Annotated in this window: 8 protein-coding genes; 4 read left to right on the plus strand and 4 right to left on the minus strand. The window is 42.1% G+C overall.

What is annotated here, in order from left to right:
• Positions 1-3: 3 nt before the first annotated feature.
• Positions 4-732: a bifunctional demethylmenaquinone methyltransferase/2-methoxy-6-polyprenyl-1,4-benzoquinol methylase UbiE gene (gene ubiE / locus OQ279_RS14435; RefSeq protein ID WP_266070705.1), complete on the minus strand. Its 729-nt coding sequence runs from the start codon at positions 730-732 to the stop codon at positions 4-6.
• A gap of 133 nt (positions 733-865) precedes the next feature.
• Between ubiE and trkA the strand changes: the two genes are divergently transcribed.
• From trkA to OQ279_RS14450, 3 genes are all read left to right on the plus strand, one after another.
• The gene (gene trkA / locus OQ279_RS14440; RefSeq protein WP_266070706.1) at positions 866-2,215 is read left to right on the plus strand and encodes a Trk system potassium transporter TrkA; all 1,350 of its coding nucleotides are present in this window, start codon (positions 866-868) and stop codon (positions 2,213-2,215) included.
• On the plus strand, positions 2,215-3,711 hold the full coding sequence (locus tag OQ279_RS14445) for a TrkH family potassium uptake protein (protein ID WP_266070707.1): 1,497 nt from the start codon (positions 2,215-2,217) through the stop codon (positions 3,709-3,711). The genes trkA and OQ279_RS14445 overlap by 1 nt, the downstream gene beginning before the upstream one ends.
• Positions 3,712-4,221: 510 nt before the next feature.
• Positions 4,222-4,386 (plus strand): hypothetical protein, encoded by a 165-nt coding sequence (locus tag OQ279_RS14450; RefSeq protein ID WP_266070708.1) that lies wholly within the window; start codon positions 4,222-4,224, stop codon positions 4,384-4,386.
• Positions 4,387-4,439: 53 nt separating this feature from the next.
• Here the strand turns inward: OQ279_RS14450 and OQ279_RS14455 are convergent, their stop codons facing one another.
• Positions 4,440-5,630 carry a pyridoxal phosphate-dependent aminotransferase gene (locus OQ279_RS14455; RefSeq protein WP_266070709.1) on the minus strand — a complete coding sequence of 397 codons (1,191 nt, stop codon included), beginning with the start codon at positions 5,628-5,630 and terminating at the stop codon, positions 4,440-4,442.
• A gap of 35 nt (positions 5,631-5,665) precedes the next feature.
• Complete coding sequence (locus OQ279_RS14460) at positions 5,666-6,766, minus strand: fatty acid desaturase family protein (RefSeq protein ID WP_266070710.1); 1,101 nt, start codon at positions 6,764-6,766, stop codon at positions 5,666-5,668.
• Between the two features lie 109 nt (positions 6,767-6,875).
• Between OQ279_RS14460 and rsmG the strand changes: the two genes are divergently transcribed.
• A complete protein-coding gene (gene rsmG, locus OQ279_RS14465) occupies positions 6,876-7,505 on the plus strand; it encodes a 16S rRNA (guanine(527)-N(7))-methyltransferase RsmG (protein WP_266070711.1) in 630 nt (209 codons plus the stop codon).
• Between the two features lie 102 nt (positions 7,506-7,607).
• Here the strand turns inward: rsmG and OQ279_RS14470 are convergent, their stop codons facing one another.
• Positions 7,608-13,283, minus strand: a complete 5,676-nt coding sequence (locus tag OQ279_RS14470; RefSeq protein WP_266070712.1) for a DUF8693 domain-containing protein — start codon at positions 13,281-13,283, stop codon at positions 7,608-7,610.
• Between the last annotated feature and the right edge of the window lie 100 nt (positions 13,284-13,383).

Raw genomic sequence — 13,383 nt, forward strand, 5'->3', positions numbered from 1 at the left:
ATCTTATTTTGATGCCGAATAAATAGTCGCCACTCCCATTGTTTGAGGCTTGTGTTGTACCTCTATAAACCCAATTTCATGCAAAATATTGTTCAGGTTTTCGCCGTAAGGGAAAGCGGCGGCACTTTCGCTAAGGTAACTATAGGCAACTTTGTCTTTTGAAAACAATTTACCAATTAGGGGAAGAAGATTCTTAGAGTAGAATTGGTAACCTTGTTTAAACGGAAATTTAGTAGGTACAGAGGTCTCTAAAATGACAAAAATTCCGCCCGGTTTTAGAACCCGCAGAATTTCTGATAAGCCCTTTTCTAAATTTTCGAAATTACGAACCCCAAAAGCAACTGAAATAGCATCAAAACTGTTATCGTCAAAAGGTAAAGCTTCAGAGTCTCCCTGAATCATCTTGATTCGCTCTGTAAGTTGTTCTTCTTCGATCTTTTTTCTTCCTACAGACAACATTCCTTCAGAAAGATCAAGACCCACAATTTCTTTTGCACCTGTTTTTGCCAGACTAATGGCGAGGTCTCCTGTTCCGGTTGCGATGTCAAGAACAGATTCAGGATTGGTTTCAGAAATTATATTAATAACTTTTTTACGCCATTTTACATCAATTCCAAAAGAGATAACTCTGTTTAAACCATCATAGTTGGTAGAAATGGTATCAAACATTTGCTCTACCTGTTTCTTCTTGTTTAAACTGGAATCTTTGTATGGGGTAACCTTCTTGCTCATGCCAAAAAATTTTCGCCAAAGATACATGTTTATCTATCAAATGCTGAGCCTGTAAACCAAATACTTATGTGGTATTTTGTTTTGCTCGATTGAAATACATTAACTTTGTGCCTCTTGAACTTACTTGTTCCTTATGAAAATAATCATTGCCGGTGCCGGTGAGGTAGGATTCCATTTAGCCAAGCTATTGTCATATGAATCGCAGGATATCACTCTTATTGATGTGAGTCGTGAGAATCTTATCTATGCCGATGCCCATCTGGATATTCGGACTCTAAGAGGAGATGCTACTTCCATTTCGGTGCTCAAAGATGCGCAGGTAAAAGACGTAGATCTGTTAATAGGTGTTACCAGTAGTGAAACAACAAATATTACTGTTTGTGTTCTGGCAAAGCAATTAGGTGCAAAACGTACCATTGCCAGAATTGCCAATACCGAATTTTTGGACGGAAAGGACGAGATAGGTTTTACCCAGTTTGGAATTGATGAACTCATTTCTCCTGAAGCATTAGCCGCCCGTGAAATTGAACTTCTTCTGAATCAATCTGCGTTTAATGATAGTTACGAGTTTGAAGATGGAGCCCTTACTATGGTGGGACTAACACTTTCTGAATCGGCTGCTTTTTTAGGGAAATCGGTTAAAGAGACTGCCAAGATTTTTCCGGGGATTCATTTTATGCCAATTGCACTTCGGCGGAAGGATACTGTAGAGACAACTATTCCCAGGGGAACTACTACTTTTAAAGAGGGCGATCAGGTTTACTTTGTAACCACACGTGGGGGAGTAAGTGATCTTTATAAGCTTACGGGAAAGAAACGCCAGAACATGAAAAATGTCATGATTCTGGGAGGAAGCAAGATAGGCCGTAAAGCCTCGATGGATTTGTGTAAAAAGAAAATGAATGTGAAGCTCATAGAGAGCGATAAGGATACAGCATTTGATCTTGCCGATGAACTGCCAAAAGCCCTTATCATTCATGGAGATGGTCGTAATGTGGAGTTGCTTGAGGAAGAAAGCATTCAGGATATGGACGCCTTTATTGCGGTAACAGGAAATTCTGAAACCAATATTATGACCTGCCTTGTTGCTAAATCCAAGAATGTAAAGCGAACCATTGCACTTGTTGAGAATATGGACTATTTTCAGTTAAGTCACTCCATAGGGATAGATACGCTTATCAATAAAAAACTACTGGCCGCCAGTAATATATTCAGGTACATAAGAAAAGGAGAGGTGGTTGCAATGACACGTCTTAGTAATATGGATGCTGAGCTGCTGGAGTTCATAGTTAAACCTACTTCAAAGGTTTCCAATAAAAAAATTATAGATCTTGACTTTCCGCGATCAGCAATTATTGGTGGAGTTATAAGAGATGGAATAGGAGTGATTGCTTTGGGTAATTTTAGAATTCTTCCCGGTGACCGGATTGTAATTTGTTGTTTGCCACATGCCATTCACAAAGTAGAAAAATTGTTCCTCTAATGCCGAGACTTAATAAGCCTATAATTAGTCATATCATGGGGGTGCTCATGGTCTGCAACGGGGGGTTCATGCTTACTGCTGCCGGAGTTAGTTTTTACTATCAGGATGGAGTAACCTGGGGAATCCTGCAGGCAGCACTAATTACTATGGGAATTGGGGCTTTGGCAATGGTTTTTACCAGGGGGCATGTGAAAGAGGTCAAAAAAAGGGATGGCTATCTCATCGTTACCTTTGGTTGGGTTTTTATGGCACTAAGTGGTACCCTGCCATATGTGTTAAGCGGTGGAATACCTTCGTTCACAAATGCCTTTTTTGAAACCATGTCTGGCTACACCACCACAGGGGCTTCAATTTTAAATGATATAGAATCTGTTCCCAAAGGGCTGCTTTTCTGGAGAAGCCTTACCCACTGGATAGGGGGAATGGGAATTATAGTCCTGGCCATTGCAATACTTCCCCTGTTGGGAATTGGCGGTATGCAGCTATTTGCCGCAGAGGCTCCGGGCCCCAATGCCGATAAACTGAAACCAAGAATTACCGACACCGCCAAAAGACTTTGGTTTATTTACGTAGGACTAACTTTTGCTGAAACCGTATTATTATACGTTGCCGGTATGGGCCTTTTTGATGCCGTTAATCACTCCCTAAGTACACTTTCTACAGGTGGATTTTCTACCAAAAACGCAAGTGTCGCCTACTGGAATGATAATCCGCTGGTGCAGTACATTATCTCTCTCTTCATGTTTCTGGCAGGAACAAACTTCGTAATAAGTTACTTTGGGTTCAAAGGGAATTTTAGAAAGGTATTTCGCGATGAAGAGTTTAAATGGTATTCCTATTTTATTACTGGTTTTACGCTGATTGCTGCTTTAATCGTTTTTTTTAAAGCCGATCCTTCGCTTTCTTCCATAAACCATCCTATGATTTTGGGAGAATTTGAAAGTGCCTTGAGACATTCCCTGTTTCAGGTTCTTGCTATTGTTACCACTACAGGTTTTGTCACGGCAGATTATACTTTATGGACTACCTTTTTGACGGTCTTTTTCTTCGGATTATTCTTCCTTGGCGGCTCCGCAGGTTCTACAGCTGGGGGGGTTAAAGTGATGCGTCATGTGATCATGATTAGAAACGGCCTCATTGAATTTAAAAGAACGCTGCACCCAAACGCTGTACTCCCGGTACATTATAACGGTAAGAGTATTAGTAAAAAGATTGTCTTTAATATTCTGGGCTTTTTTATCCTTTACATGCTTTCTTTCATAATTGGGGCTTTAGTGCTTGCTTCCATGGGCCTCGATTTTGAGACTGCAATTGGGGGAGCAGCTTCTGCCCTGGGCAATATAGGTCCGGCATTTGGAGACCTTGGGCCGGTAAACAATTTTGATTCTTTGCCCCCTCAGGGAAAATGGTGGTGTTCTTTTCTTATGCTTATAGGAAGACTTGAACTATTTACCGTCCTCATACTTTTAACACCATTCTTCTGGAGAAACCGATAGGATTAATCAGTATGCAGTAATTAGTATTTAGAATTGAGTAGTGAGTGATTTTTGCTGGATATTTTTTCTTCTCTTATACTTCGGAAACCTTCGTGCAGTAAACTATCTTTATTGATGTCGCGGATTTATAATCCGTGACGAGAAGAATTCAATTCGAATTTCTATGACTGAAAATGTTCTTCAAAAATGGCATTTTTGGAAAGTGTTTTCCCGGAAGGCATTCCACAAAGCGGCGTGATTTAGTATTGGGATTCTAAAATTAAGAAGTTAGTGATTTTCATTATTCAAATCTGTTCTTTTTTATCTGCGGAAATCAACGGGAAATAGAAGTATCAGTATTTAGATGTCGCGGATTTATAATCCGTGACGAGAATGATCCAATTCGAATTCCCATGACTGAAAATGTTCTTCAAAAATGACATTTTTGGAAAGTATTTTCCCGGAAGGCATTCCACAAAGAGGAGCGGTTAAGTATTGGGATTTTAGAAATGAGAATTAGAAAATTCCATTTTGAAATTTCTTCTTTTCTATCTGCGGGAAATAGAAGTATCAGTATTTAGATGTCGCGGATTTACAATCCGTGACGAGAATGCCCTTTTTCAAACTTCAGGAATAGAATGTTCTTCAAAAATGGCATTTTTGGGAGGTCTTGTGTTCAAAATGCTTCAGGCATAAACAAAAAATCCCTACTTCTTCAGCAGGGATTTTTTTATAAATTTCAGAAGAAATTATTTTTCAGAAATAGCATTTTTAATGCGATTCATGGCTTCTTCTATTTCGGCTTCACTTGCGGCATAAGAGAACCTGATGCAGTTTGGGCTTCCAAAAGCATCTCCGGTTACTGTAGCTACCAAAGCTCTTTCCAAAATGAACATAGAAAAATCGGTTGCATCTTTAATTTCGTAGCCATTGATGGTCTTTCCGAAGAAATAGGAAATATCTGGGAAAACATAAAAAGCACCCTCTGGCTCTGTAATGGCAAAACCTTCAATGCCCGACATTAAATCAATGATCAACTTTCTGCGGCTTTTAAACCTGTCGATCATGTACTGGATCTTGCTTACAGGAGCTTCTAATGCAGTGATCACCGCACGTTGTGCGATACAGTTGGCACCACTGGTGATTTGGCCCTGCATTTTGTTACAGGCTCTCGCAATCTCGGCTGGGGCTCCTATGTAGCCAATTCTCCATCCGGTCATGGCAAAAGCTTTTGAAACTCCGTTTACAGTGACTACACGGTCATACATATCTTCGAACTCTGCCATAGAGGCGTGCCCTCCCACAAAATTAATGTGCTCATAAATTTCATCGCTCACCACAATGATTTGCGGATGTTTTACCAGCACATCGGCCAAAGCACGAAGTTCTTCTTTGCTGTAAACCATCCCACTTGGATTTGAAGGAGAACTGTACCACAACATTTTAGTTTTGGGCGTAATGGCAGCTTCAAGTTGCTGAGGTGTCATCTTAAAATCTGATTCAACTGAAGTAGGTACTTCTACGGGAACTCCTTCGGCCAGCTTCACAATTTCGGCATAGCTCACCCAGTAAGGGCAGGGAAGGATCACTTCGTCCCCAGGGTTGAGCATTACCATCGCAACGTTGGCCAGGGATTGCTTTGCTCCTGTTGAAACAACAATTTGGGAACGATCATAAGTGAGGCCATTATCTCTCTTGAACTTGTTGATAATAGCATCTTTTAGCTCCACGTAACCGTCTACCGGCGTGTAGGCGTTGTAATTTTCATTGATGGCCTGTATGGCGGCATCTTTAATAAAGTCGGGAGTATTAAAATCGGGTTCTCCCAGGCTAAGGCCTATAACGTCTTTTCCTTCTGCCTTAAGCTCTCTGGTCTTGGCAGCCATTGCCAGGGTTTGAGAGGTAGACATGTTGTTAATGCGATCAGATAGTTGGTACATGTTAAAAAGGGTTGATAGTTATGGTAGATTAATAGTTAAGATGATACTGAAGGCTTCATTCCCATTTCGCGCAAATGGCGAAAATGTGCGGTAATGGCTGCCCGGGTGGTCTTATACTCATTGTAAGGCAGCTGGCATTCTTTAGCTGTTTCCTTCACTATTTTTGATAGTTTGTTGTAATGAATATGACTAATATTCGGAAAAATGTGATGCTCTACCTGGTGATTCAATCCGCCGGTAAACCAGTTGACTAACTTATTTTTGGTAGAGAAATTTACCGTGGTAAATAATTGATGAATGGCCCATGTGTTTTTCATAGAACCGGTATCATCGGGTAAAGGCATGTCGGTTTTTTCTACAACGTGAGCCAGTTGAAATACCACACTCAAAATAAGGCCTGCAGTGTAATGCATTATGAAAAACCCAATAAGGATCTTCCACCAGGCGATAGACAGGATAAGCATTGGGATGACAATCCAGATAGCCACGTATATAAGTTTAGTGATGGCTATGATGCTCCATTGCTTTACCGGATTTGGCATTTTTCCGTAAGAAAGTTTACGGGCAAGATACCTCTTGGTTTGCTTAAAATCGGTGGTGAGTGCCCAGTTAAAGGTAAGTAGCCCATATAAAAATATGGAATAATACTGCTGAAACCTATGAAAGCTGTGCCATTTGGCGTGTTTGCTGAAACGTATGATCCTGCCGGCATCCAGATCTTCATCGTGGCCGTGAATATTTGTATAAGTGTGATGCAGAACATTGTGCTGTACCTGCCAGTTGTAAACGTTTCCTGCCAAAACGTAGATCGTACCACCCATTAGATTATTTACCCATTTTTTGGAAGAGTAGGAGCCGTGATTACCATCGTGCATAATATTCATACCCACACCGGCCATACCTATTCCCATCACTATAGTAAGTAATAACATCCACCATTGAGAAATGTCAAGGGTAAGAATGAGAAAGTATGGAGTTAAGAAAAGGGAAAACATGACCACGGCTTTGAGGTGAAGCTTCCAGTTTCCACTTTTTGAAAGGTTGTTTTCTTTGAAATAGGCATTCACCCTGCTATTAAGGGTTCGGAAGAACTTTGCTGAATCTGTCCGGGAAAAACGTACTGTAGGTGTATTCATTAAAAATTTTGTATGTAAATGACAAAGGTAAAAGATTATAATTCTCTACGAGTATAGCACTTCACAATTAATGCTTTAAATTATTACTTTTGCTGAAAAATAAAAAAGTTTGGAGCTTCTCGAAAAATATTTTCCCAATTTCTCAAAAGATCAGAAGAATAAGTTTTCTAAACTGCAGGAACTGTACCAGGATTGGAATCTTAAGATAAATGTAGTCTCCCGTAAAGACATTGATGAACTTTACCTTCGGCACGTGCTGCATTCTCTGGGAATTGCCAAAGTTCAGGAATTTCTTCCCAGCGCATCAATCCTTGATGTGGGCACAGGAGGCGGTTTCCCCGGTATTCCCCTTGCCATTCTGCATCCCGAAACCAATTTTCACCTTGTAGACAGTATTGGTAAAAAGATCAAAGTGGTCAATGAAGTGGTTGAAGGCCTGGGCCTAAAAAATGTTCACACTACCAACGCCAGGGTAGAAGAAGTGCCGGGGCATTACGACTTTATTGTAAGCAGGGCGGTTGCTGCCATGCCTACTTTTGTACACTGGACCACCGGTAAGATTGCGAAACAGAGCAAACACGAACTTAAAAATGGAATTCTCTACCTAAAAGGCGGAGACCTTTCTGAAGAACTGGCCGATTATCCCAAAGCCGTGATCTATGAGCTGCCAGATTTCTTTGAAGAAGATTTTTTTGAGACCAAAAAGGTGGTGCATCTACCCCTGAAGTATAAAAAATAAGGAACCTCAAAAAATAATCTAGCCCCCAAAAGTTGAACACTTATTGGGGGCTGGTCAAAAATGCCATTTTTGAGACCTCTTTTTTCATTTCGGCAAATTTATTTAATCTACAAGGAACTTGAGAGCCACACTCGAATCTTCCAGGTACACCCGCACGACGTACATTCCTTTAACCGGAACCTCTACCGGTAATTTTATTATGCTTCCCTGTTCAATTTCGTTTTTGCTGTACGAATAGATTGCCTGCCCCACAGTGTTGTATAAAATGACATTTTTGACAGGTAATAAATCGTAATTTTTAATGACGAGCTGCTTTGATTCTCCCAAATAAAGGACCTCTAATCCCGTTGAGGAAGGTTGAGGTTGTTGAGGTTTCTCAATGATGATGCTGTCGTCACCTCCATTGCTGCCGTCGTCATCACCTCCTTCATCAGGGTCTCCCGGATCTTCTTCGGAAGGTTGATTGCCTTTAAAGACTATGGCGTATCGGTCATGGATGTTTCCCGCTGCGACTTCAGCAGTAAAATCTGATTCCTGTAAATTATGATAGGTGTCGGTATCATTGTCTTTTACAAAAATTGGAGCATTTTCGCTTATGTTCTCAAGCTCATCAATTGCAATGGTAATTTGGCCTCCTTTGGAAGTCTTGATGCCAAATGGCAACACCCTGCTTTCTCCAAAATCGGGCACCCCCTGAATAATGGCCTCTAATTCATTGAACAACCAGTACATATCTTCCCTGTTGTTTTCTATAAGGGGAGCGTCATAGCCAAGGTCAAATCCTGAAGTCGTATTTTCATCAGCTGTAACCAGAAGCTGACGGTGGTAACCTTCAGGGGAACGGAATTTGATCCAGATCCTTTTTCTGCCTTCCGCAGTAGAAGATTTAGGCTCATTTAAGCCTTTTTTCTCCTGGGAATGAAACACCGATTTTGTGGGGTCAATTTCAGAAACAAAGAAACGCTGACTATTCCTGAACAAAATTTCTCCTCCATCAATGCTAACACCATATTGAGAAGTGATAGATTTATCGAGGGCGGTACTTACAAAAAAGGCCTGGGCAACCGGAATGTACTGTTGCGGCCTCTCACCACCTTCATCTCCTGTAGCATTAATACGCTCGTCATTTGCTATGGCTCTAATTCCGCCAGAAAGATTATACACCGCATAGCCGCCAATGTAGAGGGGCAGGTAGTGCGTGTTGCCTGAAAAATGCGACCAGAAATAAAGGGAGCCGTTAAAAACATTCGTGCCGTTTCTTCTATCCTCCAAATTATCGAGAATAAACTCATTGGCATCAATAGCCGATGGGTAAGGATTCCCAATAAGGTAATTTTTTCCGGTAGTGATATTTAACGAAATGGTGTCGTTATTTGGCCTTCCGGTGAACACGTAATTCTGAAGATCGAGAATTTCACTGTACCCCGAAGATCCTTTCATGGAATATCCTTCTCCAGATTTTAAGAGCGTTGTACTTTCATTGATCTTCTCCCACTGGCTGTATTCGTTTGAATCTCCAAAGAATTTATGCAGCCAGTAAGAACTTATTTTAATAGGGCTGGCCATAGCCTTGTCTGCCCAATGAAACTGATAGTTAAAGTCAATAATTTTTGGATTGGCAGGATCTGTACCATCTTTTAGTACTGAAGCGATTTTGTAACCGCTGTTTTGACCGCTAATACTCACCGGTGATGTCCAGTAATTGTAATTGTAACTGCTGGCGGTTCCCTGCTGGTCTTTTTGTATGCTGCCATTGCCAACTAAAATACTACCCTGGGTCTGGACGAGCTGTGATTCTCCATTCAGGTCTATAAAACCACCAAGATCGAGGTATTTGGTTATGGTGAGGCCGTTTCCGGTTCCAGGCTGAATTCCGCTGGAGGTGCGTACAGGGTTTTCACCCAGCATATCCAACTTTCCTCCATTTAGTAAAAATCCAAGCAGCGTAATATTTTGGCTTCCGGAATTTTGCTTGTGGGTGACATAGGCAATATTCCAATTGATGTTTTCTCCATTGATCCCCTTATCATTGGGCCAGGTCCAGAAATTCTCTCCGTCATCTCCTATATGAACATCCCATGCCGTCCGGGTTTTCCATGCGCCATCAGCTTCGGAAATATAAGGAAGGGGAGCAGTATTTTGCTGAAGGCTTTCAATATTCCGCAGATGCCCGTCTACACCATTATTTGCCCTGTCTACTGCTATTCCCTGGGCCACTTTAGCATCTTCAGCAATAAGCCTGTAATAACTTGCGAGGGATGACCAGGATAAATTTTCAGGAACATTCATGGGGAGAATTATTCCTTTTACAAGGCTACCATTGGGCTCAATGCGCTGGTTCATCATAAACCTTATTTGCTCTACAGAGAGGGCGGTGTTCCACACTCTGAGTTCTTCCATCCAGCCTTTAAAATAGTTTTGCGGCACTTCGGGGTTCCCTGCATTATACATAGCACCAATAAGAAATGGGAACGAATTGGCTGTTGGTTTGGAGCCGGTAGAGTTTCCTACTTTGATGCCGTCTACATATAATTCAACACTACTGCCTTTAAAAACCACTGCAAGATGGTACCAGCGGGTTGTGCTTAATTTGTGTGAAGTAGAAACCGAATTTCCATTCCATCTAAACGTGGGTGCACCATTATTGATTACCAGGTCATATCCACTGGAAGTTAATGCAGCTGTGTTACGTTTTGAAATAATTGTTTTTAATCCCTGAACAGACTTCGGTCTAATCCAGACTTCCATAGAAAAATCTGAAGAAAAGTTATTTCTGTCTCCAATATAGACGTAATCATCTACTCCGTCAAAATCTAGAGTACTGCAATCGCCTTTAAAATTAACCGTCATGTCACTACTTGTTCCGCAGGTGCCATCGGCATGGGCAATTGTCCATCTTAACGTGTAAATACCTGCCGGGGCGCTAAAAGCTGAGGTTGGGCTATTTGGTTCGGCAAGTGTCCAGCTTGAATTTGGGGCATCAATTACCGTCCAGGTTCCCACGCCGGTCGCAGGGGCATTTGCCTCCAGAACAGTATCGTAAAATCCGCATCCAAACGTTTGATCGGGACCAGTTTCAGCAACAGTCAGCTGTTCAGGCTGGGTAATAGTGACCGGTACGATAGCCTGGCAGCCGTTGGCATCAATCACAGTCACGGTGTAGTTCCCTGCAAGTAGATTTATCGCAGTAGCTGTGGTTTGTTCTGTTGGATCATTCCAGAGATATTCGTAGTAACTATTGCCGTTTTCATCAATGAAGGGAGTGCCTCCCTGCGGTGAAGCTGTAGCTTTCCCTTTTTCACCATAGCAGGCAGGATTAACAGAAGTGAGGTCAATGGAGATTGGAGCAAGCGGCTGGATGATCTCTACAGCCTCCGATTCAAATTTTTTGCCTTCACTGTCTTTCACCCAAACTGTATAAGTGCCTGCTTCGAGACTATTGAACACATTAGAGCTTTGATAGGTTCCATTTGAACCGGTAATGCTGAAATAATAAGGAGCTTTTCCTCCGGAAGCTTTTGCGGTTACAGTGCCGTTTTTAGAACCGTAGCACAGTAATTCATTTGCAGTAACGGTGACAAATAACGGAGCCTGTACCGTCTCGGGACTATTGGTGGAATAACATTTGGGGTTGGGGCCCTGTCCGCACGTCCATTTGCTATTGTTGGAAAAAGTAAGGTATACATTTTCTACAACGAGTATGTCTCCGCAATTCCAGTCAACCTCAATGGTTTTAACTTTTTGAGGTATTGCCTGTTTATCGTACAGACACCTGCCCCTGTTCAGGCGGGTTACTTCCCCATTGGGATGTTCTATAGAAAAGATGTATTCCATATAAAGGGAATACCTGGTTGGGCCTGCAGGGAGATCAAAGTAGATGAATTTAGAAATATCGTCATCACAGGTTTCACTGGTAATTTTGTTCCCATTAGCATCCCCAATGTAAAACGGACTGATTTCAAAGTCATTTGATCCGCAGTCGTCAACAAAACATTCCCCTGCATAATGTACTATAGAAATGGTTCTTGATACTCCGGTAGCATCAGTAACCGTCAGTTTTACATCTTTATTTCCTGTGGCAGAATAAATCACTTTATGAGATCCCGGGCCGGTAGCCGTAGCGGGAGTGGCATTTGCTCCAAAATTCCAGGAATAGGTATAAGGTCCCACTCCGCCCTTCGCAGAAAGATCTTCTACTTCAAAATATGAGGTTCTAATAATATCGGTATCACTGCCACATACAGAGGTGGGAATTATTGGGGCATGGATAGCATCATATATGTGGACAGTAGTAGTAAGCTTGCAACCCTTGTTGTCGGTTACCGTTACTTCGTATTCTCCTGCAACCAGATAATTTGCCGTTTTTGTAGTTTGAAGAATTGCAGTTTCTCCTTTTTTGCGCCATTCATAGGTGTAACCCGGCGTGCCTCCGGTAAAATCTACAGTTGCTGAACCAGTAGCTGTGCCATAGGTGGTGGTTCGCTGAATGTTTGTCTTTACTACAGATAGGGGTTGAGCCGGCTGATTAATTTTTAATGCTGAATTGAGTACTACAACACAGTTAGGGTATGCTGCATCTCTTATAGCCACGGAATAAGTTCCGGCAATAAGTTGACTAAAGCTGGCAGCCGATTGCCAGCTTGTTCCATCAATGCTGTATTCATAAGAGCCATGCCCTCCTGAAGCGTTTGAAATATTAATGGCGCCACTATTTCCATTTGCACAACTAACATCTGTTTTGGTGATTTGTGCGTTCATAAGGTCCGCCTGTGATAATGTCACCGGTACCTGTACTGCACAACCATTAGCATCCTTTACGAAGATCGTGTGATTTCCGGCTGGGAGGTTTTCAAAAAGTTTTGTGGAGTAGAAATTCTCATTATCTACAGAGAATTCGTAAGGAGATGTTCCGCCTGTAACAGTTCCGGCGGTGATCATGCCATCACTTCCTCCATGGCAGGTGACTGGTGTAGTTGCAGGTTCGGTGGTCATCGTCAATACTTCCGGCTGAGTCACATTAACCGTTTCCGAAGTTTCACAACCTTTGCTGTCTTTTACAGTGATCACATGATCTCCTGCGGAAAGGTTGTTGAAAGTAGTGGCTGTTGAGAAACCACCTCCGTTAATGCTATAGGTATAACCTGAATTCCCGCCTGAAGCAGTGCCGACACTAGCTGAACCGTCGTTTCCTCCATTACAGGAAACGGGTGTGCTGGTAGAGTTGGTGAGAGTCAGGACATCTGGCTGAGAGATAGTAACCGTTTCCGAAGCTTCACAGCCCTTGCTGTCTTTTACAGTAATGAGGTGATCTCCAGCAGAAAGGTTGTTGAAAGTAGTTGCTGTTGAAAAAATTCCTCCGTTGATGCTATAGGTATAACCTGAATTTCCGCCTGCAACAGTGCCGACAGTTACTTTTCCGTCACTTCCTCCATTACAGGAAACGGGCGTGCTGGTAGAGTTGGTGAGAGTCAGGACATCTGGCTGGGAGATAGTAACCGTTTCCGAAGCTTCACAACCCTTGCTATCTTTTACAGTGATCACATGATCTCCTGCAGAAAGATTATTGAAAGTAGTGGCTGTTGAAAAACTACCACCGTTGATGCTGTAGGTATAACCTGAATTTCCACCTGCAACCGTGCCGACAGTTACTTTTCCGTCGTTTCCTCCATTACAGGAAACAGGAGTGCTGGTAGAGTTGGTGAGAGTCAGGACATCGGGTTGAGAAACATTAACCGTTTCCGAAGCTTCACAGCCCTTGCTGTCTTTTACAGTGATCACGTGATCTCCTGCGGAAAGGTTACTGAAAGTAGTCGCTGTTGAAAAATCACCTCCATTAATACTGTAAGTATAACCTGAATTTCCGCCTGCAACAGTGCCG

The sequence above is a fragment of the Salinimicrobium profundisediminis genome, assembly GCF_026241755.1.
GTDB classification, from domain to species: domain Bacteria; phylum Bacteroidota; class Bacteroidia; order Flavobacteriales; family Flavobacteriaceae; genus Salinimicrobium; species Salinimicrobium profundisediminis.